The organism is Enterococcus sp. DIV1096b (assembly GCF_050498765.1).
GTDB lineage: Bacteria > Bacillota > Bacilli > Lactobacillales > Enterococcaceae > Enterococcus_D > Enterococcus_D entomosocium.
Genome location: NZ_JBMHEK010000001.1, coordinates 113,383 through 138,425, shown reverse-complemented (window position 1 = coordinate 138,425; position 25,043 = coordinate 113,383). Strand labels below are relative to the sequence as shown.

Genomic DNA, 25,043 nt, shown 5'->3' with positions numbered 1-25,043 from the left:
TCCTTTACAAAATTATACTTTTTGATAGATAAACGAATCGATTTTCTTGAGACCGAATTGTTCCGCAAAATTGATCGTTTCTGTCGCTCCCGTAAACAAAATGCCCCCTGGCACCAATGCATCGCTGAATTTTTGATAGACGGCATCCCGAGCATCACTTTTGAAATAAATCGTCACATTGCGGCAAACGATCACATCAAAAGGCCCATTGTACGGGTCTTTCAAAAGATCGTGTTGCTTAAAATGAACTCGCCGTTTGATTTCTGGTTTGATCTGAAACTGGTTCTTTTCTTTTGCATCAAAAAAACGGGTACGTTCTGCCGCTGAGACATTCCGCAATTCGTGGTCTCGATAGAGTCCTTGCTTGGCTTTTGCCAAAATTTGCGTATCGATATCGGTGGCCAAGACATTGGCTGCGGCAATTTGGTTTTTTTCTAGCAGCATGGCGATCGTATAGGGTTCTGCCCCAATCGAACATGCGGCACTCCAAATTTTTGGCAGCGTAGTTTTCGGGAGAACAATGGTTTTCAAGACGCGTTCAAAGGCGTCAAACAGTTCTTTGTTGCGATAAAATTCCGTTACGTTAATGGTGATATGGGCTAAAAAAGCCGCCCGCACCCCTTCATCTCCTTCGATCAACTGCTGGTATTCCCTCAACGTTTTTGCCCCGCTGTTTTCCATGATCGTAAGGATGCGGCGCTGCATTTGATTTTCTTTGTATGCGGCTAATGGAATCCCTAATCGGCGATCCACCCACGCATTAAATAAGGCAAATTCTTCTTCCATCTTCTTCACCTGACCATCTGTGCAATTTTTGCTTCAATGCCCTGCAACGGCAGGACTTCATCCACGACTCCTTGTTCAATGGCATACCGCGGCATCCCAAAGACTGTACACGTTTCTTTGTCTTGAACGATCGTATAGCCCCCAGCCGCTTGAATCTGTCGTAAGCCAGCGGTGCCGTCTTTTCCCATCCCCGTCAAAACGATTGCCGCTAGTTGCGGGCCATAGTAGTCAGCTGCTGAGGAAAAAAGATAATCGACGGTTGGCCGCGTCCCATGTCGTTTTTCTCGCTGGTCCAGTTGCAAGTGCCCTTGTTTGACCGTCATGTGGTAATCCCCTGGGCAAAGATACACTTGATTTTCGATCCGCATGCCATCGACTGCTTCTTGTACTCGGACGGTTGTCTCTGTGTCTAAGCGCTTTGCAAAGGAAGCCGTAAATCCCGCAGGCATATGCTGAACAATCAAAATGGGACAACGCAAACGCGCAGGCAAACGGCGGATTATCCCCAGCAAGGCACGCGGTCCGCCTGTTGAAGCACCAATGACTAGCGCATCAAGTGATACCGGCAAGCTGTTTTGCGTCAGCTTAGTGGGCTGGGCAATCGTTGGCATCAGGGTTTGAACCGTGCCGGCTTCATGATCCATCGCCAAAATTTTTTGATGAAATTCAGCGATCCATTCTTTTTCGATCATCGATAGACTGACCGGTTTTTCGACAAAATCTCGGGCGCCTAGCGCCAATGCCTCAATCGTGGTTTCTTGATTGGTTAATGAACTAAGCATGATGACGGGAATGGCTGATTGCTGTTTCATCCTCCGCAAGGTCTCTAATCCGTTCATCACAGGCATCTCCACATCCATTACTACCAAATCGATCGCTTCTTTGGTCAGATAGTCCAATGCTTGTTTGCCATTGCGGGCAGCGACGGTCACTTCGATATCAGGCAGCTGATTCAATAAATCTGTCACTACTTTCCGCATGAATGCCGAATCATCGACGATCATTACTTTTTTCATATCCCTGTACTCCTTTTACAAATAAACGATTTCTTGTTTGACTTGCCGAACCATGGTCTTGAAATCCTGAAGATCCACGATCATCGTTCGACCAGCACTGCCGCCAACATGTTTGGCCACGATCGGAATGTTTAGCCGAGCCAAGACTTCCTCGACGGCTTCAATATTGCGCTGGCCAATATTGCTGGCAGCGTTAAGCGTCTGGAACTGAAACATATTGGCGCCGCCAACGATTTTCGCTTGAAAGCGAGGCCGACGGATCTTTTGTTCCAGCTCAGCCACCATCGCCGGCAATGCCAAATCCGCAAACTTCTCGGGCTTGATTTCCCGCTTGTGCAAAAAAGGCTGACTATCTGGCAGCATAATATGACTCAAGCCGCCGATATGACTGGCTTCATCGTAAATGATCGTGCCGATGCAAGAACCTAAACCCACCGTGATCAAACGCGTTGGCGCTTGGGCGATCTTATACTCCGAGATCCCCACATGCAGTTCCTCATTCACGGTCATCATTGTCATCGTCATTGGCGGCTGCCAATTCCTCTGTCTGATAGGCGTCTAACTCAGCCGTCATCTCAGCGGCTTGTTCATAGCTGAAGAGAAATGGCAGCTCCAATGCCAGCACAAGTTCATCGTCTTTTTCCAAAAAGGCTTCGATATAGTTTTGCTTGAGTCCTGACGTATTTAATTCCGCATTGCTGGGACTTTCAACTAGCGGTAAAATGCCGACGATCTCTTCCACGTAAAGGCCGATCGCTTGCTCTTGCCAGTGACACAACAAGACCACATTTTGCCCAGTTTCCGGCGTAAATTCATCAAACAGCTTTTTGCGGATGTCAATGATCGGAACCATTGCCTCTTCAAAAGGCTGGATCCCCAACACGAAATCCGCCACTTCCGGCAGCTGTGTAAAAGAAGCAGCCTCAATGACCCGTACCACATAGTCGATACGCAAGGCAAAGAGTTGTTGATGACTTTTAAATACAACGTATTGTTCCATTGGCGTCACTGCTCCTTTTTAGAATTTGAAACTATCCACTTGGAATTTAAGGATAGTGGCGATCGTTTCGATCTCTTGCACATTCCGTTCAAAGTCTTCGATGACTAAGTAGAAGTCTTCTAAGTTTGCCGTTACTTCTTGGGTGCCGGCAGAGGTTTCCGAAACAGCAGCCGAAATGTTGCTGACGGAAACTTGAACCATGTCTTTTTTCTCAACGATCCCGGTAATATGGGCTTCCACGGCTTGAATACTTGAAACCAATTTTTCTACAATATCAGAGATCTCATTGGCTGACTCGATCGCTTTGTTGATATTGTTGGTTTGTTTTTCGCCGCTTTCAAAGGAATCCGTCACTGCAGAGACCACTTTTTCCGATTTTTTGCGGATCGTTTCAATGATCGAACGAATGCTTTTCGTTGATTGACTGCTTTGTTCCGCCAAGCTGCGGACTTCTTCCGCAACGATGGCAAACCCTCGGCCCGCTTCTCCAGCTCGAGCTGCTTCGATGGATGCATTCAATGCCAGTAAGTTGGTCTGATCAGAAATGTCATTGATCAGCTGAACGATCTTACCGATGCTTTGGACATCTTCGTTCATGTCGTTCATGCTTTCCACTAATTCCGCTTGGTTTTGCCGTTCGATCTCCCAGCTTTCAAATACATGGAACATCATTTCTGAATTGTGGACATTGCTGCTTTGGGATTGACCCACATAGCCGTTCATCAATTCGATCTCTTTGTGGATCTCTTCGATACTTAAGGCTAGCTCGTCCATATCAAAGGAGGTTTGTTCCGCTTCGGAGGCTTGTGAACTAGTGGCATCTGCGATGGCATTCATCGTCTGACGCACATTTTCAATTGAATTTTTGGCATTTTTTGAGGTTGTCGTTAGGCCGCCTACCATTTTTTCCATTCGGCTGCTTTCTTCGTGCATGCCAACGATCACCGCTTTGAAGGTGTTTAAAACCCCTTGAAAACGATTTTGAACTTGCCCAAAAAGGGAATTTTGGTCGCTGCTGCCGATCTCATCGATATGCGACAGATCACCAGAACCAACTGCTTCTAGTTCTGTCAACAACGTATCCATGCCCGAGTGGGTCTCTTTTTTTACCAAATAGGTCATTCCTACTAACACTGCGATTTCTAGCAGCAATACGATCACTGAAAAAATAAAGAAACTTTTTGCTGCTTGTCCGTCTCCGTGGGTGCGGATCACGAAGAAATAGCATCCTAATAATACGATCAGGGTAAACCCTAGCGGAATCAACGCCGCCAAGCGGATTTTTTTGATGATAGCTTGTACCTTCTTCTTCATAACAGTATCCTTTCCTATGCAAAATGATCAGTCGTGCTGTTTATCAAGATTCGCTCTTCACTTGATAATCGTTGGGTCACTCCTTCTTTATCCGATTATGAAAACAATCTTCTAGTTCTTTAATCGGATCTTTTGCTAGAAAAGTTAAGCATCTTCACCAGACATATGTATCTTTTGGATCAGCAAAGCGCGTATAGCCGCCTTGGTATTCATCACGAACCAAGCGACCGTTTTGCAGCTCGACCACCCGATTACGGACCGTATTGACCATCGTACTGTCGTGGGTCGCCAAGAGGATCGTGGCACCGACTTGATTGATCCGCAAGAGTAGTTTCATGACTTCAACGGCTGATTTCGCATCCAGATTGGCGGTGGGCTCATCGGCGATCAAGACTGCTGGCTCTGTGACGATCGCCCGCGCGATCGCTACTTTTTTGCGCTGTCCCACGGAAAGCTCTTCAGGATAGTGATCCTTTTGAGGAAACATACCCACCAGTTGCAGTGCTTTGGCGGTTTTTTCCTGACGCAGCTTACGGGGAGTGCCTAGTACTTGCATCGCATAGTCAACGTTTTTGGCAACCGTCAGATAAGGAAGCAAAAGGTCTTCTTGTCCGACGATACCGACTTGTCGTCGAATCATATAGAGATGACGGTCTTTGAGTTGTTCCAACAAGACATTGCCGACTTGGATAGAACCAGCCGAAAGCTCTTCTTCTTTCAAGAGCAATTTGAATAATGTCGATTTGCCGGCACCACTGGGACCCACCACATAGATAAATTCTCCTTGAGGGATCGCAACAGAAATATCGGCCAATGCCAACGTACCATTGCTGAATTTTTTACTGACCTTGGTTAAGCGAATCATGTTCTTTCTCCTCTAATCTGTAAAACGATTGATCACGGACCACATCTCATCAGCTGTCTGCATGGCTTTCGTATTCAATCCATACGCACGCTGGGTCGTTAACAAGTCTGTCATGGAAGTCGCTAGATCCACCGTCGACTGTTCTAACTGTCCTTGCAACACGCTGCCAAAGGCTGCCGGATTGGTTTGCGAAGTAAGCAACGCTTGATCACCGGCACTGTACAGTTGGTTGCCCACTGACGTGATGTTTTCTGTATTCGTCGGCTGATAAAGGGTCAGCTGTCCCAACACGCGAGTCTGACCATTTTCTTCCGTCGTCAACTGACCGCTGGCATCTATTGCGATTTGCTGCGCATCTGGCCACTGCGCGGTCGGTACGTTTGTGGTCATTGCCACAGGGTACCCTTCACTATTGACTAATTGCTTGTTCTCACTTAAATGAAAATTGCCTGCTCGACTTAGCAGCAATTGACCGGTTTGGTCCCGAACCCCGAAAAAGCCATTGCCTTGGATCGCGAGATCTAATGGCTGAGCAGTGCCCGCCAGATTGCCTTGGGCAAAACTGGTGGTCGTGGTTGCCTTCGCCCCCATTGACGCACCATATTGGGCGGCGTTGCCATTAAACAGCGTTTCTTCTGCACCGATGGCATTTTCCATCAATGCTTGAAAGTGCGTCGTTTGTGCTTGGTAGCCATTGGTATTGACGTTGGCAATATTGTTGGCTGTCGTGTCTAAGTTTGTCTGCAAATGATTCATCCCAGAACGGCTGATTCCTAATAATCCACTGATATTCATTGACTCATCCTCAAATCTTTCCTAATTCGTTGACCGCTTTTTGCAATGTCTGATTCGTTGAACTTAAGACTTTCTGATTGGCTTCAAATTCCCGAGAAGTCTGGATCATCGCCACCATTTCATCGGCAACCGCTACATTGGCTTGTTCTAAGGCACCTTGTTGGATCACTGGTGCATTCACCGTGGTTCCTGCTGCGTTGCTAGTCACGTAGTTTTGACCATCTGTAGTCAATGCTTCTTGGGGGAATGTTTGGATCTGAAAGTTCGCTGGTCCTAAGGCGCTGACTGCTTGTCCATTGGCACCCAAGACAAGATAGCCTTCTTGTGTCACGTATTGATTCTGCTGATTGACAGTAAAGTCGCCATTTCTCGTATACAACCGCTGACCCGCATTGTTTTGAACGACAAAGTAGCCTTCGGAAAGCAGTGCAAAATCACTGGCTTGTCCCGTCTGTTTGACAGCACCTTGGTCTTGACTGATGGTACTGCCTGCCAATTGGGTCCCTAAAGACAATCCACCGATGTCACGGCGGGTATCCGCATTGGGCCCGCTTTGGTAATTATGCAATGCCACTTCGTCTAGCGTCGACTGGAATAAGGTTTTTGCTTGATACCCTGTTGTATTGACATTGGCAATATTGCCGCTCGTCGTCTCTTGTCGCTTTTGTAATAATGAAATGTTCCGTGATAAGACATCCAGTCCTCGAATCATGCCAGTTCCTCCTCAATCAATGTGCGCAATTTGGCAATCGTTTTGCCATGAATTTGTGAAACTCGCGGAATCGAGACTTCTAAGATTTCAGCGATTTCTTTTAACGTCAGTTCTTCGGTATAGTACAAACTTAAAATCAATTGTTCCCGTTCCCCTAATTTTTTGATGCACGCAACCAAAGCGGTGCGTTTTTCTTCGGCGACCAAGGTATCTTCGACATTCTCGGCAGGATCTCGAACCATATCTTTTAACGTCATGCCTTCTTCTTGGTAAGCAAACAAGGTATCTTCCAAAGAGACGCTGGCTAAGTAGTGCAGACTCTCATAAATATCCGCTAGTTGACTTTGGTTGATTCCCAACTGTTTGCAGATCTCGGTGTCGGTCGCTTCTCTTTTGAGGCTTTGCTCCAACTCTTGCCGCGCTTGATAAAACTGATTGACTGCCGCCATTTTGTAACGGGAGATTTTGGCGTGCTTGCGTACTTCATCAATGATAGCCCCTTTGATGCGAATCGCTGCATAGCTTTCAAAAGGAACTTTTTTTGAGGGATCGAATTTCCGCAAGGCATCCATCAGCCCAATCACCCCAATATTGTAGAGATCGCCTGATTCATAATCGGCGGTTTTGATAGACAGGCGCTGAACCACCCGTTCCACTAGCGGCAGATACTTGATGATCTCCGCTTCTCGATCGACTTCATACATCGGCGATGCCCCTTCCTAAGAAAATTCTGCTTAAATGTCAATACTGCCCACCGTTTCGATCGCAATTTCATTGGGAATCTCATTCAGAGAAAGAACGGCGATATCTGGGAAATTAAAAACGATCATTTTTTTGAATGCTAACCGGATCTTAGGCGATGCCAGAATCACGAAATTGATATTTTGAGCGATCGCTGCATGTTGGATCCCACTGATGGAATCCAACAGCTTGGTCACGGTATCTGGTTTTAAGACCGGGTACGAGCCAGTTGCGGTTTTTTGGATACTTTGAGCGATGATTTCTTCTAGTTTCGGCTGGATCACCGCCACTTGCAGCTCGTGGTTCTCATTGGCATACTTGGCAGCGATCGTCCGTTTCAATGCTTGGCGGACATATTCTGTCAAAACTTCTACGTCTTTCGTGACAACGCCGTAATCGGCTAAAGTTTCTAAGATCGTTGCTAAGTCATTGATGGGAATTTGCTCATCCAATAAATTTTGTAAAACTTTTTGGACCTCGCCGAGCCGTAAAATATCGGGGATCAATTCATCGATCACGACATTGTACTGCTCTTTGATGCCCTCCAATAATTTCTTGACTTCTTGGCGACCTAACAGCTCTGGTGCATGGGCATAGATGATTTCTTTTAAGTGTGTTGCGATCACGGTCAACGGCTCGATAATCGTAAACCCTTGCAGATCCGCCATCTCCTTATCGGATTCATCGATCCACATAGCATCCAGATGAAAGGCTGGTTCTTTTGTTGCGATTCCTTGAAAAGGAAACGGCTCTTCATTCGGGCTGATCACCATGACTTTATTCGGGTAAATATCGCCGCGGCCGACTTCGTTGCCGCGGATCTTGATCACGTAATCGTTGGCATCCAAATAGAGATTGTCGCGAATACGAACGGGACTGACTAAGATCCCTAATTCTCTAGCACTCTGTTTACGGATCGCCACGATGCGGTTCATCAAGCTGTTGTCGATCGAACTATCCACGATAGGGATCAGACCATAACCGATTTCCACTGAGATTGGTTCCACTTGGAAGGAAGCCACGGAATCGTCTTCTTCCTGTGCTTCTTTTTTGCGTTCCAGTGCCAATTTTTGTTCCCATTGTTTTTGTTCCACTCGCTGCTTTTCTTCTTTTTGCGTCACCAGAAAGCTGGCTGCGAAAAGGCCTAAGCCAATCAACACAAAAGGCACAAAAGGAAACCCAGGAACTAAGGCTAAGACGAAGAGAATCGCCCCCACGATCCGAAACAGTTGGGGATTACGCATCACATCTGCCGCAATATCTAAACCAAAGGAACTATCGTTATCAGAACGAGTCACGATCACCCCAGAAGCAATCGAAATCAATAAAGAGGGAATCGAGCTGACCAAGCCATCCCCGATCGCCAGTTTCCCGAATTGGGCGAAGGCTTCCATGACGGTCATTTGTCCCCCCATGGAGAAAATGATCGCCCCGCCGACTAAATTGATGACAGTGATCAAGATCCCTGCGATCGCATCCCCTTTGACAAACTTGCTGGCACCATCCATCGAACCAAAGAAATCAGCTTCTCGCTGCAGATCTTTTCGTCGTTTGCGGGCATCCGCTTCCGTGATCAAACCGGCATTTAGGTCGGAATCGATCGCCATTTGCTTGCCGGGCATCGCATCCAATGTGAATCGAGCAGTCACCTCTGAGACACGCCCTGCACCATTGGTCACGACGACTAGCTGAACGACCATGATGATCACGAACAAAATGATCCCCACGATATAATTGCTGCCGGCAACGACATTGGCAAAGGCATCGATCACGTGTCCGCCATTTCCTTGGGTCAAGATCAAACGAGTGGAAGATAGGTTCAAACCTAAACGAAACATCGTTGTGATCAGCAGCAAAGTTGGAAACGTAGTGAATTCCAACACTGATTTGGTAAACAGGGTGATCAGTAAAATGTTGATCGCAATCGTCAAATTGATAATGATCAAAATATCTAATAATGCACTCGGTAATGGAATAATAATCAAACCAATAATAGCTAGGACGATCACCGAGATTAAGATATCCGCCAGACCAATGCCTTTTTTCGGTTTTGAGGCAGCCTCATTCATTTTTGTTCCTCCTGTTTCCTTAAATCTTGCCGCGTTGGCTTTCTTCTAACTGATAGACCAAAGCGATGATTTCGGCAATGGCTTCATACATTTCAACAGGGATCAGATCCCCGGGTTCTACTTGACGATAAAGGGCCCGTGCCACTTCACGGTTTTCGATCTGTGGGATATTTTCTTTCAGGGCTTCTGCTTTCATCCGCTGCGCCAGCTGATCTGCCCCTTTGGCCAAGACCCGAGGCACCCCTTCACTGCTGGCATCGTAACGAATCGCAATGGCGAAGTGGGTCGGATTGGTGATCAAAACCGTCGCTTCTTTGACGTTGGCGATGGCATTTTGGGTCATCGCACGGTACTTCGCTTTGCGCTGTGCTTTGACTTGCGGATCACCTTCCATTTGCTTGAACTCTTCTTTGACTTCCTGCTTGCTCATCATCAAGTTCTTACGATGGCTATAGCGCTGGTAGCCGTAGTCGACTACGGCTAAAATGATCAAGAAAATCGAGATCTGTAAAAACAATTCTTTGGCCCGCAGCAGCATGAACAGGATCGTTTTTTCCAACCCCACTTCACTCAAACCCAGTAAAACAGGGACGGCGGCTAAAAATTGTTGATAGCACAAGTAGACGATCACGCCGAATTTCGCCAATGTTTTGCCTAAATTCATCAACGAGCGCAAACTGAATTGCTGCTTGATCCCGCTGATGGGGTTCAGCTTTTTAAAATCTGGTTTGATGGCCTTGCCGGAAAACAACAGACCGACTTGGGCATAATTCGTGATAAGCCCGACTCCGAGCGCAACCAGAAAGACGGGCGCACACAACAAAAGCAGCAGCAAGATACTCTGCACCCCCAGTTTTGGCAGATCCGCCAAACTGGTTTGATAATCAGCCAGCTGCGCCAAACTTTGGGAAAAATAAGGCAAAAAAGAAGCGGCGAAAAACTGCCATAAAGACAGGATCAAAAATGAGAAGACCAGCAGCGAAACAGCAGCTGCTAATTCCTGGGTCTTAGGTACCTCCCCGCGTTTGCGGGCATCCCGCAGCCGCTTGGCACTGGGTAGCTCGGTTTTGCCATCTTTTTCTGCCATCTTCTCACCTCCTGCTGGCTGCCTGTTACTTTATTGAAAGGACTCGATAAACTCCTGCAAGTAGCGGACCGTATCTGGCAAGTGTTTGCCTAAGTACGAAAGGACATTGGGTAATAGCAAGAGAAACACCACAAAACTGATGGCAGTTTTCATCGAGAGACTCATCATCAAAATATTGATCTGGGGGATCGAACGAGAGATCACACCTAGCACGAGGTCCACCAACAGCAGCGCAATGATCATTGGTGCCGCAAGATTGACTGCCATCACCATCATTTGGCTGAAAAGTTTGACGATGCCTTCAACCGTCGTGCCTTGGATCACCACAGAGCCTAAGGGCACGATCCGAAAAGACAACAGCAGTGCTGTGATCAGTCGATGATGCAGATCAAGACCAAAAAACACAGCGATCGTCAGCCAATAGTACGTTTTGCCATACTGGGAAGAGGCGATTTGCAACGTCGGATCATAGGCTTGCGCCATCGAAAAGCCTACTTGAAAGTCGATCAATTGGCCCGCAATTTCCACGCCGGTAAAGACCAGCTGGCTCAAATAGCCCATCGCCATCCCAAACAGTACTTCTTTGATGACGAAAACCGTCAGCATAAAGAGGGAAAGCTCGGGAATCGCAGGTGCCGTCGGCAGACATAGGACCGTCAACGCCATGCCAATCACGATTTTTGCCAGTGACGGAAAATTTTGCTGTAAGAAGATCGGACAAAGGACGACAAACGCCAATATTCGACAAAAAATCAACACCGTCGCTTGAATCGTCGCCATCAGGTTTCCTCCTTACATTGCCGCAATCATTTTGAAGATCATTTCGGTAAAATTCAACAAGAGATTCAGCATAAAATTTCCCGCTAAGATCAAAGTCAAAAAAATCGCTAATAGTTTCGGCACAAAGCTCAACGTTTGTTCTTGGATTTGGGTAGTGGCTTGAAAAATACTGATCACCAATCCAACGAGCATGCCGACCAATAAGGCGGGGCCAGATATCGCTAGAATTCGAAGAAAGGCTTCCCTTAGCACATCAAGTACCATTTCTACTGTCATTTCCTCTTGGCTCCTTTCTTAGCGGCTATTGAAAGCTCTTGATCAGCGACTCCACGATCAGATACCAGCCATCCACTAAAACAAAAAGTAAGATCTTGAAGGGCAGTGAGATCATGATCGGCGACAGCATCATCATCCCCATCGACATCAAGATACTAGAGACGACCAGATCAATGATCAAAAAGGGGATAAAAATCAAAAAGCCGATACTGAAAGCCGTTCGTAACTCACTGATAATAAACGCCGGTACCATAACGGTCAGAGGAACATCGTCAGAAGAATGATACTTTTCGGTCTCCCCATCAGCTTCCGCAAACAAGGTAATGTCTTTTTCCCGTGTCTGTACCATCATAAAGGCCTTGATCCGTTTTTCTGAGCGGTCAAAGGCTTCGGCTTGGCTGATCTCTTGTCGATCAAACGGTTCAATCGCTTGCTGGTAGACGTCGGTATACACAGGTTTCATAATAAAAAATGTCAAGAATAAGGCCAACCCGATCAACACTTGATTGGGCGGGTTTTGCTGTGTACCTAACGAACTGCGCACAAAGGACAAAACCATGATGATACGAGTAAAAGAAGTCATCATGATCAGCAAGACTGGTAAAAGGGAAAGCAGCGTCAGCAACAAGAAAGTATTGATCGTATCACTTGAGCCATTCCCATTCGACAATAAATTGTTGATGGTGGAACTGACGTCTTCCGTGTCTAGCGCAAATGCCGTCTGCGGAAGCATCAGACTGCTGAAAAGGACCGCAGCCATGATCTTGATATCTCTGCCTTTGATCTTCATTTTTGCTTGCCTCGTTTTCCAGCAATTTCCGCCTTGGCTTTGTTTAGCCATTCAGAAAAATCTTTGCCAGCTTGCACTTGGGTGCTTTCTAGGCTTTGCTGTAAAAAAGCGGCCGTTTCTTCTTGCGTCAACTCTTTGATGATCTGATTTTGCTGTTCAGAAAAGCTCATGACGTAACATTTGTCCATGATTTGGACGATCCCGATCGAAGACGACTTGCTGACGGCGATTTTTTGCAAAATACGCAACTGATGATTGTGCTGGTTCGTGTAACGATTCAAATATTTCAAACTAATGTTGATCAAATAAAGAATAAGCAGCAAAAACCCAATCATTTTGACCAGCGATAAAAATGTTTCCATCAACATGCCTCTTTCTATTGGATCACTAAATCCGTCACATAAACATCCTTGGCGATTTCTGATCCGTATTCCTGATTAATTGTTTCTTTCAATGCTTTTTTTAAATTCGGTACACTTTCGGCGGAGCTCAAAATACCGCTGGCCTTTTGTTGGCGCAATAAGTTTACGACGCTGTCACGAATGACAGCCACATTTTTCGTGGCTTCCGCGCTTTTTTCCTCATCCGCCACTAAAATCGATAAATTGACCTTCATGTATTGCTGCTCTTGGTTGTCTTCTTTTGCCAGATTGACTAAAAATTCATCCAATGCCACGATCGCTTCGTCTGAGGAGATTTTGCTGCTGTCTTTTGCTGTTTCAGCAGCTGCTGTTTTTTCCCCCGTCAAAAAGTGATTCGTCACTAAGGTTCCGCCGATACTGCCGCCGACTACCACGATCAAGAGGATCGGCAGTAAAACAACCATGTTCAAGCCTTTTTTCTCTTTTTCTGCTTTTGGTACTTTTTCTTCTTTTGCCATCTTTCCCACCCTTACGTTTTCACTTGGTTCGAATGGATCACCGTATGATACTCGATCACCCGCTGCGCAACTTCTTGCGCAGCTTCCGTCACCACTAAGGTTTTGCCGTCTGTCAGTGTGATCAATGTATCCGGCATTTCTTCGATCCGATAAATCAATGTTGGATTTAAATAGAATGGCTTGCCATTCAATGCGGTCACTAGAATCATGGTCAAACTCCTCTCAACGATGAAGCGTCACGTTCTTAACGTTTTAGATTCAATAATTCTTGCAGCATTTCATCAGAAGTCGTAATACTTCTTGAATTTGCTTGATAGGCACGGCTCGCAATGATCATTTCGGTAAATTCTGTCGAAAGATCGACATTCGACATTTCCAAGGCACCTGCTTGCAGCGTTCCCGCTCCATTATTGCCGGGGCCTGCAACGATCGCATTTCCTGAGTTGCTGGTTTGGATATAGTTGTTGCCGCCGACTTTTTCTAAGCCTTCTGGGTTATTGAAGGTTGCGACACCGACTTTTCCCATCACAAAGGTTTGATTGCCGTATTTTGCCAACACTAAGCCATTGGCATCGATTGCCATGGAGTTATAGGTCAAGGTTTCCCCATTGACGGTCAGTGTGCTTGGGATCGACAAGGGAGATACCGCACCTTGTCCGCTCAATGCCGTGTTTTCATCAAAGTTGTCATCATAGACAACTGGTTGACCGCCATTGACTGAACGACCTAAGACTTGCATCCCATCACTATTGGTCAAGGTTCCGTTGCTGTCGCGAACAAATGCGCCATCTCGTGTGTAATAGGTTTCGCCATTTGCTCCTGGTCCTTGTACCATAAAGTAGCCTTGTCCGCTGATATAAAAATCCATGCTGCGACCAGTCGATTGCGGGGCACCGACTGTATTGATGGTATCGATGGAGCCCGTCTGAACCCCTAAACCGATCTGCGTTGCATTGATCCCGCCTAAGCCGTTGCCTGGTGCAGTTGCGTTAGACATCGTTTGGCTCATCATGTCTTGGAAAAGGACTCGACTTGATTTGAACCCGACCGTATTGACGTTGGCGATATTATTTGAAACCACGTCCATTTTCGTTTGAAGATTTTTCATTCCACTGACACCTGAATATAATGATCGTAACATGCTTATTTTCCTCCTTATGGTTGGCGTATTTTCCTCTGTCATTCAGAAAATACTTGCAGCCCCTTTTCAGTCCAGCTGCTATTTGATAAATGTGGCGCTGTCAATATTGGTGACGGTGTGAAGCTCATTCATCCCCATCGCCGTAATGATGGTTCGTGAATGGACATCGGCGATCAAGCCCATATCTTTGTAAACAAGCAGTGATTCTTTGCTGCCTTTTTCCGCTAGCTCGCTAAGCGCCGTTGAAAGGGATTGGTAATCATCGTCTTGTAAGGTCAATTCCCTTGCGGTCAAACGCTTTTGCGCATGGTGCGAGACTTTGATGTCGTTTTGTTTTTGTTCAAGCATTGAAGAGAAGGCTTGTTTGTCCACGGCTTTGCGGGGATTTTGATAAGGCTCCTCGGCAACTTTTTGCAGCCCCTGTTGAATCGTCAAACTCATTTTGCTTCGCCGCCAATCTCTTGGATCGCACTCATACTGTATTCTTTGCCATTTACGACGATCGTGGCGTAGCCATTGGCAAAGCGGACCTTTTCGATGGTTCCTGACAATGTTTCTGTGCCGTCCATCAGAGTGACTTGTTTATTGATCAAGCTAAAAGCTTGCTGCTGTTGCTGTAAAATCACCGAGGTCGTCAACGTTTCGCTCAATTCATTCAAGCTCTCTAAGGTCGTAAATTGAACCAGTTGCGAGATATAGTCGGTGCTACCACCACCAGAAGAATCGCTGCCTCCCATCGATGGGTTGCTCATAGATGCTGCTAAGATCTTCAAAAAATCATCCATGGAGATATCTGAAGATTTTTTTGTTTGCGTTAATGCCGATGTATTGGCAATACCGGCCGCAGCTGCTGTAATTTCATCTGCCATAGGTCTCCTCCTTTACACTAAAATACTGATCGCATGATCGATCGGTGCTAATTGCTGCTCTTCTTCAACCGTATTGCTTTGATGAAATGGCTTTTTGCTTTGTCCTTTTTGAGCCTGTAAAAAACGCTGTTGGTTTAACTGACTGTCACTTGCCATCATACTGCCGGCAAAGGATTGATTTGACAGCGGACCAGCCTGCTGGACAGAAGCTAACGTAGGTTCTTTGATTGCTAGGATCGGCTGCTCTTGCTTTTGCAAAACTTGCTCTAGCTCATGCTTGATGGACAGCAATAATTCTTTGGCTTGCGGCTGCTGAACGGTCAGTTCTAAGCGGCTGCCTTGGGCATTCGTTTCTAGAGAAAGCTGGATCGTGCCTAATTTCTCGGGAACGAATTGCAACGTGATTTTTTTCTCGCTTGACGTGCTGCTCGTTTGGACGAGTTGGGCAGTCGCTTTTGCTAAGGGCAGAGCCGCTTGCTCCATACTCGCTTTTGTTGGCGCTAGTCCTTGCTTGCTCAAAAGGGGAGAAACATCAAGCAGTTGCAGTGCTGGTGTCGCCATTTCATTGTCGGTTACTGCCGAAAAAGCAATGGCTTGTGCAGAAACAGCTTCCGTATTTTTGGCGACTGTTTCCTTCGTGCTTTGCAAGGTGCTAGTCGTATCCGTCGCTTGGTGGGTCACTGGCGACACTTGATCCAATGGTCCCGTTTGGCCCAATTGAGCGGTCCCTTCGGTGGACTGTTTCAGCTGTGCTTCTGTCGTCTGCGCAATCGCGGCTTTTGTTACTGAATCGATTTCCTTGAAAGTCGCGATCCCTTTTGCCGTGGACTGCTCTTCGCCTACTAAGTCTTCTGGCAAAGGCGTTTCAAGCGTTGGTGCTGCGGCTTCACTTCTGTCATTTGTCATCAAATCCAGACCTTCAAGCGTAGACTCGGAGGGGTCGATGACTGTGGTGGCTACGTCTATTGGTGCTAAAGCTGCTGTGGCGCTTGTTTGGTTCTGCTCCGTCGTTACCATTGATGCCTGTGCCGCTTCCTGAACCAAGCCTGCAAAAGGTGTCTGGCTGATCTGGCTCATTTCTGGCGCTTGCGTCGTTGCAGATTGTTCAGCTGCTGAAGTGATTTCTGACTCCTGCGGCAGATGTTCCATACTGCTGGCCGTACCCATTTCTGGTGCGGCGGCGATTTGCTCCGTCATCCCTGATGTTTCGATAGGGGCTGGCAGGTTGCTGCCTGCTTGAACTGTCAGCTGTCGCATCATCAAACTGAATACCTCTGGTGACGCCTCCATCTTTTTTGATTTGCTACCGACAGGTACAGCGGTTGCGGCACTTGTTGTGATCTCTTTCATTGTTCACCTCCTCTCAGCTGATGCTTTAAAACCAAGGTCATCTCATCACTAAAACATTAGTTCTTTAAGAAAATAAGGCGCGATTGCCGAACTCATCCAATTGTTTTTGCTCTTCCAATTGCTGTTCATAGGTGTATTCAGCAAATTGTTTTTCTCGCAGTTTTTCCACGATCTTGCGTTCCTGCTGCGCTTCTACCACTACCGATAAAGACTCTGCCAATTCTTGCTTCACGTGAAACATTTTGTTCTGAACCTCATCGATGGTGGCATTCAAAGCAAGCAAATAGCGTTGCTGCACTTGCATCCGCCCAATGGTCATTTCATTGACATCAAAAAGCTGGGCTTTTTCCTGTGCCAGCGTGTTCAGGTGCTGTTCTTGCTGAATCAACAATTGCTGTTTTTGGGCGTACGCTCGTTTGGCTTCTTGCTCAATGGTTTTTCGGTGATCCAATACTTTTTCTAAGGAAAAGTGAAATGCTTGCATGGTTGCTCCTTTATGATCTGTTTTACATGGTCGAACGCTGGCGCTCGATCAGCGCTTCTTCACTGAACAAATGCGCCAATTCAAAAATCGTTTGTTCAAATGGGATCCGCTCATCCACTTTTTGCTGTAAAAACCGTAGGATGGGGTGATGCAACGCGATCGCTTGGTCGGTCAACGCATTACTGCCGCTTTTGTAAGCACCGATATCGATCAAATCCTTGGCCTCTGCATAAACGGCCATGTTTTCTTTTAGTTCCCCCGCATGTTCATGCTGTTCCTCAGAAACGAGGGTCTTCATCAAACGGCTGAGGCTGTTTTGAATATCGATGGCAGGATAATGATTTTGAGCGGCGATTTTCCGTGACAACAGAATATGACCGTCAAGAATCCCCCGCACCGCATCAGCGATCGGTTCATTCATGTCATCACCTTCTACCAAGACGGTATAAAAGGCAGTGATCGAGCCTTTGTCAGACATCCCACTGCGCTCTAACAACTTCGGTAAAGCTGTAAACACAGAAGGGGTATAGCCTTTGGTCGTCGGTGGTTCACCTGTTGATAAACCGATCTCCCGCTGCGCCATCGCAAAACGGGTCACCGAATCCATCATCAATACGACTTTCTTGCCTTGATCGCGGTAATACTCAGCGATCGCCGTTGCCACATGAGCCCCTTTTAGTCGTACAAGGGGTGGCATATCGGAGGTAGCACAGACAACGACCGACTTGCGGTAGCCTTCTGGGCCTAGATCATTTTCAATAAATTCTTTGACTTCTCGTCCTCGCTCGCCGATCAAGCCGATCACGATGACATCTGCTTCGCAATAACGAGCCAGCATCCCCAATAAGGTACTCTTACCGACCCCGCTGCCAGCAAAAATGCCGATCCGTTGGCCAAGGCCGACGGTCAAGAGACCATCGATCGCCCGGACACCTGTCGGCATGATCTCAGCGATTTTTTGACGACGAAAGGGGTCAGGAGAATCTTGACTAACTGGATATTCTGACGCAGTTTCCAGATCCAGCGCCATATCTAACGGTCGCCCTAGTCCATCTAAGGTGTGCCCTAGCAGCGTATCATCGATTTTTACCGTCAACGATTTGCCAGTTGGCCGCACTAAACAGCCCGGTCCGATGCCTTCTAGCTGATCAAGGGGCATCAGGAGCACGGTTTTTTTCACAAAGCCCACGACTTCGGCTAAAGCTGTATGTGTCTTGTTTTGCAGTGCGACTTCACAGATTTCTCCTATGAAAACCGACAACCCTTCGACTTTGATCAGCAGACCTACGACTTCGCTGACTTTGCCGTAAGTGGTAAAGAACGGCTGTGCTTGCGCTGTTTTGCGCAGCGCTGTGATCGGTAATTCAAACGTCATTCCTTCACACTGCTTTCTAAAAATTGGCTCAAAAAGCGAGCGATTTCTTCCCTCAGTTCAAAAACCACCAAGGCATTTTCAGATTCGATACAAAAATCGTGTTCCGCCAAGCCGTCATCTGCCATGAGTAAATAGCGAAACCCGCTGATCGTCTGTTTTTTGGTTTCCAACAATTCTCGCAACCCTGCAAGATGCTGCTCTTGGCTGCGAATAGTCACAAATTGATCGGGTTGTTCAAATTGCCATAGCACAGACTCCACAAAAGGCAGGAAGCCTGCTTGCTCGTCTGTAAAACGTTGATTGATCAAGGCTTCGGCGATTGCCGTGCCGTAAGCGATCATTTCTTGCTTTTTCTCTGAGCGAAAGGTGTTGATTTCAGAAACGGCTTCAGCGACATTGGCTTGGGCTTGTGTCATCAATGCTTGCGCGGCTTCTTTGCTGGCATTGAGTCCTTCTTGATAGCCTTGTTGAAAGCCGTCTGCTTGTCCTGCTTGAAAGCCTTCCGTTCTCGCTTCTGCTAGAATTTGCGTCGCTTGCGCTTGTGCATCGGTCAAGATTTGCTGTTTCAAGGCTTCCATTTGCTGCAGATGCCGTTCCTGCTCCAATTGGCGTGCACGTCTAGCCGCTTGCAGTTCTGGGTCTAAGCTCGGTTTCTCAATCGGCGCTTTGATGGTCGTATCCGTCAAAATACTGCGAGCAGCTTCAGTCGTTTTGATCGCCTGCTGCTTCAATAAACTGCTATTTGACCACTGCATCTTGGTCGCCCCTTCCGATGTAGATCTCACCGGTTTCATCTAGCCGTCGAATCACAGCCACCACACTTTGTTGGGCTTCTTCTACAGCAGACAAGCGGGTAGGACCCATAAATTGAATTTCTTCTTGCAGATTTTCCACCGCCCGTGATGAGAGGTTGGAGAAAATAAAGTTCTTGATGTCGTCGGTCGTGCCTTTAAGCGCTAAGACTAAGACATCGTTTTGAACATCTCGCAAGACTTTTTGAACATCCAAGCGATCGAGGGTCACGATATCCTCGAAAGTAAACAAGCTTGATTTCACTTCGTTGGATAGTTCCGGTTGCCGCTTTTCCAAGTCGTTCAAAATGTTCTTTTCAGTACTGCGGCTGACTGAGTTCAAGATTTCTACCAGTGTATGCACACCACCGACATTTTCCGTATCGTTCTCAATGTAATTCGAGAATTTGTTCTCGATCACTTTTTCAATCCGTTCGATCACCAAAGGCGACGTACTGGAGATCGTCCCGATCCGTTCAGCGATCTCCACTTGCAAATGATCGGGAAACTGTGACAAGACGCTGGCCGCTTTGTCCGGCTGCATGTAGCACAAAATCAACGCTACCGTTTGTGGATGTTCGCCGATCAACAGATTGGTCAACTGTTGAACATCGGCTTTGCGAGCGATATTAAAGGGCCGTTCCCGCAGCTGAATCTGAGTCAATACGTCAATGACTTCTTTGGCTTTTTGAGGGCCTAATGCTTGGTTCAGCAAATTTTTGGCATAATCGATCCCGCCGTCTAAGACATATTTGCGGGCCGTTGCGGTATGAGAAAATTCCTCCAACACTTGATCCCGCTCTTCGGGACTGACAAAGTCGATGTTGGCGATCTCATAGCTCACTTTTTGTATAAATGATTCTGGCAGCAGCTTCATGATCTTTGCAGAGGTATCTGATCCTAGAGAAATCAGAAGAATCGCTGCTTTTTTTACCCCGTCTATTGTATCCATGGCTGCCCCCTTATTTTTCTTTCATCCAAGCTTTGATCAATTCCGCCGCTACTTCAGGATTGCTTTCGGCATAATTTCTAGCCGTTTGATCCAATGTTGGTTCTCCTGTATGTTCTGCTGTGGCTTCTTGTGTGGATGCTTCTGGCACCGCTGGTTTCGTTTCAGCAGACCGGTTGCCGACACCGCCAAAAACGACTTCTTGTGCAACTGGGTTACTCGCTCCGATGCTAGCAGCGGATGGTTGTGCAAAAGTGACCATTTCATCCGTCACATCCACTTCCAACTCGTCTTCTTTGCGTCGGCGTCGGATCACGCCAACGATCATTAAGATCACCAAGAACAAGGTCAACACGATACCGCCGATGATGGCATACTTGACATAACCTTTGGCAGCTGCAATCTGTTCATTCCCTTGAGGATCAGCGGCTGGATCAACCTCTGCTTGGGCAAAGTCAAACCCTTGGATCGCAATTTGATCGCCACGATCATTGTCATAGCCGACGGCGCTAGCAATCAACTGCTGCAATTCTGCTTGATCCGCTTGCGAAAGGTTCGCATTGATCACGATTGAGCTGGTCATTCGTTCGATCATGCCAGGAGCCGTAATGGTCGTAGTGGTCTCGGTATCCAATTCATTTTCAACGGAGCGACTGTAGGAATTGTTCCCCTCTCCATCCGTGCCCGTCACATTGGAGACATTGTCATCCACGGTCCCTGTTTGGGCTTCTTGGACGGTCCCTTGCGAACCAGCAGCCTGCACTGTTTCACTCTTGATCTCTGGGTCATCATAAGTGACTTTCTTCCGCTCGATCGAATCAAAATTCAAGTCTAAATTGATCGACACTTGGAATTTGTCTGCACCATAGATCGGTGTCAGCAACTTCGCTACTTTTTCTTCTAGCGTTTTTTCATAGGAATCTTTGATGGCAATGTATTTATTGTTTAAGCCACTTAATTGACTGGCTTCATCTTCGGTTCTAGTCAACGTATTGCCCGCGCTATCAACGACTTTTACATTTTCAGGCTTCAGCTTTTCCACTGCGCCGGAAGTCAAGGTAACGATCCCTTGCACGGACTCGTCTGAGATTTGCTGATTTTTCAAGGACAACACGATAGAGGCCGTCGGCGCACTTTCCTCCGAAGAAAAGACACTTTCTTCTGGCATCACGAGTAAAACTTTGGCGGATTTGACCGCATCGATCGACTCGATTGCTCGCTGTAGTTCGCCCGTTACTGCCCGCTGATACATGATTTTGCGGTCTTCATCCGTTGTCATCATGTTGGCATCATCAAATAATTCAAAGCCTGTACTGGTATTTGGTAACTTATTGTCCACGGCAAGATTGATGCGGTATTCATCGACTTGGTCCTTATCGATCAAAATAGTCGTCCCATTGTCGGCTAATTTGTAGGCGATCTGCTGTTCATCCAAATCCTTGCTGATCGTTCCCGCATCGGCATCGCTTAGATCCGTAAACAAGATACCGTATTCAATTCGCGTATTTAAATAATAAACAGCTGCTGTGATTCCGAGAACGCTGATAACGGAAAGAACAACGATCATTTTCTTTAAAGAGCTTTGCATTTGCCAACGGTCTTTGAGTTGTTCTGTCCATTCTTTCACTTTATCCATCATTTATTCTTATTCCCTCACCCACTGCTAAAACTGCATATTTTTCACGTCATTGTAAGCTTCTAAACACTTGTTTCGTACTTGAACGGCTGTTTGTAGCGCCAATTGCGCCTCCGTCATGCGAATCATCACATTGCCTAGATCGCTTTCATCGCCGGTGATCAAATTAACAGTATCTTGATCCATGACCGCCGTTTTTTGATTCAACTGATCGACCGCATTGGTCAAGTAGGAAGAAAACTGGTTTTCCTTGGTGCCCACAACACTAGTCTCTTTTGAAGCAGCCCCCGTGCCTAGTGTCCGCAAAACGTTTTGGTAGTCTGTTAATCCTGTCGTTAAAAGTCCATCCATTTTCTCGTTACCCCTTTGATATTTCTAATGCTTTTTTCAAGATTGTTTTATTCATTTCTGAAGCAGAAACATTGGCTTCGTACGTTCGAACCGCTTGCAACATTGCCACCATTTCATCGGCAATATCCACATTTGATTGACCGACATATCCCTCAGCGTTGGCAGCGGGATTGGTAGGATCATAGGTCAGTTTTTCCGTCTCATCGGCAGCGATCCCCGTCACTTTGACACCGTATGTAGCCGGTGTTCCTTCACGACTATTTTTTAAATTTTCTGAAAAAAGAATACTCTTTTTTTGATAAGCCGCGGTTGTTTGTGTTTGATTTGTATTTACATTTGCGATATTGCTGGAGATCGTATCTAGTTTTAACCGTTCCAATGCTAGACCGCTCGCGTTGATCGTTAGTCCGTTAAATATACCCATTTGTTTTTCCTGCGCTTTCTATCAATTACTCAAGACAAGGTTCATCATTTGCAAGCGTCCGTTGACTTGTGCGGTCAATGCACTGTAATACAACCCATTGGCTGCTTGATCCAACATCTCTACCTCAAGATCCACGTTATTGCCGTTGTCTTTGATACTGGTAGTTGCATTTTCAGTGATTTTCGGTTTTACTTGAGAAACTGACGCTTCTGTTACAGCGTCGGTCCCTGACGAAGCGAGTGCCTGCTTTAATTCGCTTTCAAACACGATGCGTTTTGCTTTGTACCCATCCGTGTTGACATTAGCGATATTAGACGAAATCAATTCTGCGCGTTGTGCAGAAACGTTCATAGCTGTTTTTAATAAATCATAGGTATCCAACAATAATTGCTCCTTCCACCTTCTGTACCAAACGTTTTTTTCATCGATGGAACAGAAACAAATATATTTATTTATTTTTTTGTTATAGATTAAAAAAACAAGAAGACGTGATGTCATTATAGTAGAATTATTTTTATTTTACAATTTGATTTTTGCAACTTTACGGATATGACATTTAAGTTACAGACGTGTTATGTTATTTGTTAAACACTGTTTCATCGCAATTTCGTCCCCAGTTATAAAAAGCAAACGATCGATATAAAGCGTTTTACAAGCATATCTACGCCTTTTGATCAAAATCAGTTTTTTGATAAAAAAACAAGTATTATTCGAAAAATTGATTAAAAAATTTTCATTTGTGCCTGTTGACATGACAAACCCTGAGAAACGCTTCACGAAAAAAAACGGTACCATCTATAAATATTCACAAAAATTGCAAGCTGTACCATTTCAACAATTTGACGAAACTTGTCAAAAAAAGAACAAAAAAAGGAGAGACAGAAAATTTATTTTAGTTATTTTTTGGATTATTTTTTTTTGCTATTAAGAATGATTTTAATTCACCGATAAAATAAATGAGGGTTTAAAACCTGGAAATAGAATTTAGGAGGACGCAACAAATGGATTTTTTCTTGCTGATCGGTATTATTTTAGGATTGATATCTGTGGTGGTTGGGATGATTGTAAAAGGTGCCAATGTGGCCGTTTTGATCAATCCGGCAGCCGCGATTATCATTTTCGTCGGTGTGATCGCAGCCGTTATCAATTCATTTCCCAGCAGTGATATCAAAAAAATCCCGAAGATCTTCGGCGTTCTGCTGAAAAATAAAGAATACGACTTAAAAACAACCATCAATACCATCGTTGAATTAGCTAACCAAGCTCGGCGCGATGGCCTACTATCTCTTGAAGGTGCTATCCAAAACTTAGAAGATCCTTTTTTAAAAAAGGGCTTGGAAATGGTGGTGGATGGCATCGCTGCCGAACAGATCCAAGAAATCATGGAAAATGAGATCTATGGGATCGAAGAACGGCATCGCATCGGCTCGGCTATTTTTAAAACCGCCGGCACGAGTTCCCCGACCTTAGGGGTGTTAGGAGCCGTGATCGGGCTGATAGGGGCGCTAGGCAATTTAGAGGATGTAGAAGCACTGGGTCATATGATCTCGGCGGCTTTTGTGGCGACCCTTTATGGTATTTTCTTCGGTTATGTGCTGTTCATTCCTTTTAGCTCACGATTAACTTTGAAATCGGAGCAAGAAGTCCAAATGATGTCGATCATCGTTGAAGGGGTCTTAGCGATCCAAGCCGGACAATCGCCGAAAAGTATTGAGAAAAAATTATACAGCTTGATCGATCCGAAAAAACGGCAAGAACAATTATAAAGGGTGAAGCGACATGAAGCGAAAAAAGAAACATGAAGAACATGTAGACGAAGCGTGGCTTTTGCCTTACTCGGATATGTTGACCTTGCTGCTGGCCTTATTCATCGTCATGTTTGCCATGGCGAAAGTCGATGATGAGAAGTTTCAAGAAATCCGAAGCGAATTCGGCACCATCCTTTCCAGCCACCACAGCAACGCCTCCGTCATCGGGTCAGTGATCGATATGGGCGAGACCACGCCGCGAAAAAAAGCCGCCACTTCTGCCGAAGCACAAGCGCAAGAAGCAGCGGTCCGGACCCAACTGGAAAATCAGCAGCTAGAAAAAATCAGCGACCAGCTGTCACAAGAACTCGCCGCTTCTGGCTTAAAAGATCAGACAGAAGTCCGCTTGGAATCCGATGGCTTGCATATCACGCTAGCCAGCAGCATCTTGTTTGCCTCTGGTAGCGCCGAGATCACGGACACCACTCGTCAGTCACTGGATCTACTATCGGACTCACTGAAAAAACTAAAAGCCAACAAAATCGTGATCGCCGGGCATACCGATAACGTACCGGAAAAAGGCAATGGCCGCTACCAATCTAACTGGGATCTTAGTTCCGCTCGTGCGATTACCGTTATGGAATACTTCATCAGCAAAGGCGCCGTTTTAGAAAAAAATGCTGCCATCCAAGCCTTTGCCGATACCGAACCGAAAGCCGATAACAACACCCCACAAGGCCGCTCGGAAAACCGCCGCGTGGAGATGATCATTCAGCGGACCGAAACGACACAATAGCTCGTAATAAGGTTTTAT

At 46.2% G+C, this 25,043-nt stretch carries 31 protein-coding genes; 2 read left to right on the top strand and 29 right to left on the bottom strand.

What is annotated here, in order from left to right:
* Window positions 1-12 precede the first annotated feature (12 nt).
* The 29 genes from IGJ17_RS00650 to flgB form a co-directional block, all read right to left on the bottom strand.
* Window positions 13-786 carry a CheR family methyltransferase gene (locus IGJ17_RS00650; RefSeq protein ID WP_034878173.1) on the bottom strand — a complete coding sequence of 258 codons (774 nt, stop codon included), beginning with the start codon at window positions 784-786 and terminating at the stop codon, window positions 13-15.
* 5 nt (window positions 787-791) lie between these two features.
* The gene (gene cheB, locus IGJ17_RS00645) at window positions 792-1,802 is read right to left on the bottom strand and encodes a chemotaxis-specific protein-glutamate methyltransferase CheB (protein WP_151195379.1); all 1,011 of its coding nucleotides are present in this window, start codon (window positions 1,800-1,802) and stop codon (window positions 792-794) included.
* Window positions 1,803-1,817: 15 nt separating this feature from the next.
* Complete coding sequence (locus IGJ17_RS00640) at window positions 1,818-2,327, bottom strand: chemotaxis protein CheD (RefSeq protein ID WP_005226629.1); 510 nt, start codon at window positions 2,325-2,327, stop codon at window positions 1,818-1,820.
* On the bottom strand, window positions 2,299-2,802 hold the full coding sequence (locus IGJ17_RS00635) for a chemotaxis protein CheW (protein ID WP_005232772.1): 504 nt from the start codon (window positions 2,800-2,802) through the stop codon (window positions 2,299-2,301). Before IGJ17_RS00635 ends, IGJ17_RS00640 begins: the two co-directional genes overlap by 29 nt.
* Before the next feature lie 18 nt (window positions 2,803-2,820).
* The gene (locus tag IGJ17_RS00630; RefSeq protein WP_008376610.1) at window positions 2,821-4,116 is read right to left on the bottom strand and encodes a methyl-accepting chemotaxis protein; all 1,296 of its coding nucleotides are present in this window, start codon (window positions 4,114-4,116) and stop codon (window positions 2,821-2,823) included.
* 154 nt (window positions 4,117-4,270) lie between these two features.
* Window positions 4,271-4,981, bottom strand: coding sequence for a cell division ATP-binding protein FtsE (locus IGJ17_RS00625; RefSeq protein WP_144330749.1), 711 nt, complete (start codon window positions 4,979-4,981; stop codon window positions 4,271-4,273).
* 12 nt (window positions 4,982-4,993) lie between these two features.
* A complete protein-coding gene (locus IGJ17_RS00620) occupies window positions 4,994-5,776 on the bottom strand; it encodes a flagellar hook-basal body protein (RefSeq protein ID WP_008376613.1) in 783 nt (260 codons plus the stop codon).
* Between the two features lie 10 nt (window positions 5,777-5,786).
* The gene (locus tag IGJ17_RS00615) at window positions 5,787-6,488 is read right to left on the bottom strand and encodes a flagellar hook-basal body protein (RefSeq protein WP_016611606.1); all 702 of its coding nucleotides are present in this window, start codon (window positions 6,486-6,488) and stop codon (window positions 5,787-5,789) included.
* The gene (locus IGJ17_RS00610; RefSeq protein ID WP_015508736.1) at window positions 6,485-7,192 is read right to left on the bottom strand and encodes a sigma-70 family RNA polymerase sigma factor; all 708 of its coding nucleotides are present in this window, start codon (window positions 7,190-7,192) and stop codon (window positions 6,485-6,487) included. Before IGJ17_RS00610 ends, IGJ17_RS00615 begins: the two co-directional genes overlap by 4 nt.
* Before the next feature lie 30 nt (window positions 7,193-7,222).
* Window positions 7,223-9,298 carry a flagellar biosynthesis protein FlhA gene (gene flhA, locus IGJ17_RS00605; RefSeq protein WP_005232779.1) on the bottom strand — a complete coding sequence of 692 codons (2,076 nt, stop codon included), beginning with the start codon at window positions 9,296-9,298 and terminating at the stop codon, window positions 7,223-7,225.
* Window positions 9,299-9,317: 19 nt separating this feature from the next.
* The gene (locus IGJ17_RS00600; protein ID WP_005232780.1) at window positions 9,318-10,385 is read right to left on the bottom strand and encodes an EscU/YscU/HrcU family type III secretion system export apparatus switch protein; all 1,068 of its coding nucleotides are present in this window, start codon (window positions 10,383-10,385) and stop codon (window positions 9,318-9,320) included.
* 30 nt (window positions 10,386-10,415) lie between these two features.
* Window positions 10,416-11,165 (bottom strand): flagellar biosynthetic protein FliR, encoded by a 750-nt coding sequence (gene fliR / locus IGJ17_RS00595; protein ID WP_429961017.1) that lies wholly within the window; start codon window positions 11,163-11,165, stop codon window positions 10,416-10,418.
* A 12-nt stretch (window positions 11,166-11,177) separates the two neighbouring features.
* Window positions 11,178-11,441: a flagellar biosynthesis protein FliQ gene (gene fliQ, locus IGJ17_RS00590; protein WP_005232782.1), complete on the bottom strand. Its 264-nt coding sequence runs from the start codon at window positions 11,439-11,441 to the stop codon at window positions 11,178-11,180.
* Window positions 11,442-11,466: 25 nt separating this feature from the next.
* Window positions 11,467-12,231: a flagellar type III secretion system pore protein FliP gene (gene fliP / locus IGJ17_RS00585; RefSeq protein ID WP_128488752.1), complete on the bottom strand. Its 765-nt coding sequence runs from the start codon at window positions 12,229-12,231 to the stop codon at window positions 11,467-11,469.
* A complete protein-coding gene (locus IGJ17_RS00580; protein WP_008376622.1) occupies window positions 12,228-12,593 on the bottom strand; it encodes a flagellar biosynthetic protein FliO in 366 nt (121 codons plus the stop codon). Before IGJ17_RS00580 ends, fliP begins: the two co-directional genes overlap by 4 nt.
* A gap of 14 nt (window positions 12,594-12,607) precedes the next feature.
* Window positions 12,608-13,111, bottom strand: a complete 504-nt coding sequence (locus IGJ17_RS00575) for a flagellar basal body-associated FliL family protein (protein ID WP_008376623.1) — start codon at window positions 13,109-13,111, stop codon at window positions 12,608-12,610.
* Window positions 13,112-13,122: 11 nt separating this feature from the next.
* On the bottom strand, window positions 13,123-13,320 hold the full coding sequence (locus IGJ17_RS00570) for a flagellar FlbD family protein (RefSeq protein WP_005226609.1): 198 nt from the start codon (window positions 13,318-13,320) through the stop codon (window positions 13,123-13,125).
* Between the two features lie 35 nt (window positions 13,321-13,355).
* A complete protein-coding gene (locus IGJ17_RS00565; protein ID WP_005232786.1) occupies window positions 13,356-14,252 on the bottom strand; it encodes a flagellar hook-basal body complex protein in 897 nt (298 codons plus the stop codon).
* Between the two features lie 78 nt (window positions 14,253-14,330).
* Complete coding sequence (locus tag IGJ17_RS00560; protein WP_429961016.1) at window positions 14,331-14,693, bottom strand: flagellar protein; 363 nt, start codon at window positions 14,691-14,693, stop codon at window positions 14,331-14,333.
* Window positions 14,690-15,121, bottom strand: a complete 432-nt coding sequence (locus IGJ17_RS00555) for a flagellar hook capping FlgD N-terminal domain-containing protein (protein WP_003129052.1) — start codon at window positions 15,119-15,121, stop codon at window positions 14,690-14,692. Before IGJ17_RS00555 ends, IGJ17_RS00560 begins: the two co-directional genes overlap by 4 nt.
* A gap of 12 nt (window positions 15,122-15,133) precedes the next feature.
* On the bottom strand, window positions 15,134-16,471 hold the full coding sequence (locus IGJ17_RS00550; protein WP_005232788.1) for a flagellar hook-length control protein FliK: 1,338 nt from the start codon (window positions 16,469-16,471) through the stop codon (window positions 15,134-15,136).
* A gap of 64 nt (window positions 16,472-16,535) precedes the next feature.
* Window positions 16,536-16,955: a flagellar export protein FliJ gene (gene fliJ / locus IGJ17_RS00545; protein ID WP_005232789.1), complete on the bottom strand. Its 420-nt coding sequence runs from the start codon at window positions 16,953-16,955 to the stop codon at window positions 16,536-16,538.
* Window positions 16,956-16,977: 22 nt separating this feature from the next.
* Window positions 16,978-18,330, bottom strand: a complete 1,353-nt coding sequence (fliI, locus tag IGJ17_RS00540) for a flagellar protein export ATPase FliI (protein WP_008376625.1) — start codon at window positions 18,328-18,330, stop codon at window positions 16,978-16,980.
* Window positions 18,327-19,085: a hypothetical protein gene (locus IGJ17_RS00535; protein WP_429961015.1), complete on the bottom strand. Its 759-nt coding sequence runs from the start codon at window positions 19,083-19,085 to the stop codon at window positions 18,327-18,329. Before IGJ17_RS00535 ends, fliI begins: the two co-directional genes overlap by 4 nt.
* Window positions 19,069-20,073, bottom strand: a complete 1,005-nt coding sequence (gene fliG / locus IGJ17_RS00530; protein ID WP_005226586.1) for a flagellar motor switch protein FliG — start codon at window positions 20,071-20,073, stop codon at window positions 19,069-19,071. Before fliG ends, IGJ17_RS00535 begins: the two co-directional genes overlap by 17 nt.
* Window positions 20,074-20,083: 10 nt before the next feature.
* Window positions 20,084-21,706 carry a flagellar basal-body MS-ring/collar protein FliF gene (fliF, locus tag IGJ17_RS00525; protein WP_050790974.1) on the bottom strand — a complete coding sequence of 541 codons (1,623 nt, stop codon included), beginning with the start codon at window positions 21,704-21,706 and terminating at the stop codon, window positions 20,084-20,086.
* Between the two features lie 27 nt (window positions 21,707-21,733).
* Window positions 21,734-22,057: a flagellar hook-basal body complex protein FliE gene (gene fliE, locus IGJ17_RS00520; protein ID WP_016611614.1), complete on the bottom strand. Its 324-nt coding sequence runs from the start codon at window positions 22,055-22,057 to the stop codon at window positions 21,734-21,736.
* Between the two features lie 7 nt (window positions 22,058-22,064).
* Window positions 22,065-22,481, bottom strand: a complete 417-nt coding sequence (gene flgC / locus IGJ17_RS00515; RefSeq protein ID WP_005232807.1) for a flagellar basal body rod protein FlgC — start codon at window positions 22,479-22,481, stop codon at window positions 22,065-22,067.
* Window positions 22,482-22,502: 21 nt separating this feature from the next.
* Complete coding sequence (flgB, locus tag IGJ17_RS00510; protein ID WP_034872092.1) at window positions 22,503-22,862, bottom strand: flagellar basal body rod protein FlgB; 360 nt, start codon at window positions 22,860-22,862, stop codon at window positions 22,503-22,505.
* A gap of 620 nt (window positions 22,863-23,482) precedes the next feature.
* Here flgB and motA point away from each other — a divergent pair.
* The gene (gene motA, locus IGJ17_RS00505) at window positions 23,483-24,247 is read left to right on the top strand and encodes a flagellar motor stator protein MotA (RefSeq protein WP_005232810.1); all 765 of its coding nucleotides are present in this window, start codon (window positions 23,483-23,485) and stop codon (window positions 24,245-24,247) included.
* 13 nt (window positions 24,248-24,260) lie between these two features.
* On the top strand, window positions 24,261-25,025 hold the full coding sequence (locus tag IGJ17_RS00500; RefSeq protein WP_008376629.1) for an OmpA/MotB family protein: 765 nt from the start codon (window positions 24,261-24,263) through the stop codon (window positions 25,023-25,025).
* Window positions 25,026-25,043 lie beyond the last annotated feature (18 nt).

Bases quoted from the DNA above. Each gene is read 5' to 3' on its own strand.
- IGJ17_RS00635 (WP_005232772.1), bottom strand. From the start codon at position 2,802: ATGGAACAATACGTTGTATTTAAAAGTCATCAACAACTCTTTGCCTTG.
- IGJ17_RS00615 (WP_016611606.1), bottom strand. From the start codon at position 6,488: ATGATTCGAGGACTGGATGTCTTATCACGGAACATTTCATTATTACAA.
- IGJ17_RS00555 (WP_003129052.1), bottom strand. From the start codon at position 15,121: ATGGCAGATGAAATTACAGCAGCTGCGGCCGGTATTGCCAATACATCG.
- flhA (WP_005232779.1), bottom strand. From the start codon at position 9,298: ATGAATGAGGCTGCCTCAAAACCGAAAAAAGGCATTGGTCTGGCGGAT.
- IGJ17_RS00565 (WP_005232786.1), bottom strand. From the start codon at position 14,252: ATGTTACGATCATTATATTCAGGTGTCAGTGGAATGAAAAATCTTCAA.
- fliG (WP_005226586.1), bottom strand. From the start codon at position 20,073: ATGGATACAATAGACGGGGTAAAAAAAGCAGCGATTCTTCTGATTTCT.
- IGJ17_RS00620 (WP_008376613.1), bottom strand. From the start codon at position 5,776: ATGAATATCAGTGGATTATTAGGAATCAGCCGTTCTGGGATGAATCAT.
- IGJ17_RS00630 (WP_008376610.1), bottom strand. From the start codon at position 4,116: ATGAAGAAGAAGGTACAAGCTATCATCAAAAAAATCCGCTTGGCGGCG.
- IGJ17_RS00570 (WP_005226609.1), bottom strand. From the start codon at position 13,320: ATGATTCTAGTGACCGCATTGAATGGCAAGCCATTCTATTTAAATCCA.
- fliQ (WP_005232782.1), bottom strand. From the start codon at position 11,441: ATGACAGTAGAAATGGTACTTGATGTGCTAAGGGAAGCCTTTCTTCGA.
- flgC (WP_005232807.1), bottom strand. From the start codon at position 22,481: ATGGGTATATTTAACGGACTAACGATCAACGCGAGCGGTCTAGCATTG.
- fliJ (WP_005232789.1), bottom strand. From the start codon at position 16,955: ATGCAAGCATTTCACTTTTCCTTAGAAAAAGTATTGGATCACCGAAAA.
- IGJ17_RS00575 (WP_008376623.1), bottom strand. From the start codon at position 13,111: ATGGCAAAAGAAGAAAAAGTACCAAAAGCAGAAAAAGAGAAAAAAGGC.
- IGJ17_RS00650 (WP_034878173.1), bottom strand. From the start codon at position 786: ATGGAAGAAGAATTTGCCTTATTTAATGCGTGGGTGGATCGCCGATTA.
- motA (WP_005232810.1), top strand. From the start codon at position 23,483: ATGGATTTTTTCTTGCTGATCGGTATTATTTTAGGATTGATATCTGTG.
- IGJ17_RS00600 (WP_005232780.1), bottom strand. From the start codon at position 10,385: ATGGCAGAAAAAGATGGCAAAACCGAGCTACCCAGTGCCAAGCGGCTG.
- IGJ17_RS00535 (WP_429961015.1), bottom strand. From the start codon at position 19,085: ATGCAGTGGTCAAATAGCAGTTTATTGAAGCAGCAGGCGATCAAAACG.
- fliI (WP_008376625.1), bottom strand. From the start codon at position 18,330: ATGACGTTTGAATTACCGATCACAGCGCTGCGCAAAACAGCGCAAGCA.
- cheB (WP_151195379.1), bottom strand. From the start codon at position 1,802: ATGAAAAAAGTAATGATCGTCGATGATTCGGCATTCATGCGGAAAGTA.
- fliE (WP_016611614.1), bottom strand. From the start codon at position 22,057: ATGGATGGACTTTTAACGACAGGATTAACAGACTACCAAAACGTTTTG.
- IGJ17_RS00640 (WP_005226629.1), bottom strand. From the start codon at position 2,327: ATGACGATGACAATGATGACCGTGAATGAGGAACTGCATGTGGGGATC.
- IGJ17_RS00625 (WP_144330749.1), bottom strand. From the start codon at position 4,981: ATGATTCGCTTAACCAAGGTCAGTAAAAAATTCAGCAATGGTACGTTG.
- IGJ17_RS00560 (WP_429961016.1), bottom strand. From the start codon at position 14,693: ATGAGTTTGACGATTCAACAGGGGCTGCAAAAAGTTGCCGAGGAGCCT.
- fliF (WP_050790974.1), bottom strand. From the start codon at position 21,706: ATGGATAAAGTGAAAGAATGGACAGAACAACTCAAAGACCGTTGGCAA.
- IGJ17_RS00550 (WP_005232788.1), bottom strand. From the start codon at position 16,471: ATGAAAGAGATCACAACAAGTGCCGCAACCGCTGTACCTGTCGGTAGC.
- IGJ17_RS00580 (WP_008376622.1), bottom strand. From the start codon at position 12,593: ATGGAAACATTTTTATCGCTGGTCAAAATGATTGGGTTTTTGCTGCTT.
- fliR (WP_429961017.1), bottom strand. From the start codon at position 11,165: ATGGCGACGATTCAAGCGACGGTGTTGATTTTTTGTCGAATATTGGCG.
- IGJ17_RS00500 (WP_008376629.1), top strand. From the start codon at position 24,261: ATGAAGCGAAAAAAGAAACATGAAGAACATGTAGACGAAGCGTGGCTT.
- IGJ17_RS00610 (WP_015508736.1), bottom strand. From the start codon at position 7,192: ATGTATGAAGTCGATCGAGAAGCGGAGATCATCAAGTATCTGCCGCTA.
- fliP (WP_128488752.1), bottom strand. From the start codon at position 12,231: ATGAAGATCAAAGGCAGAGATATCAAGATCATGGCTGCGGTCCTTTTC.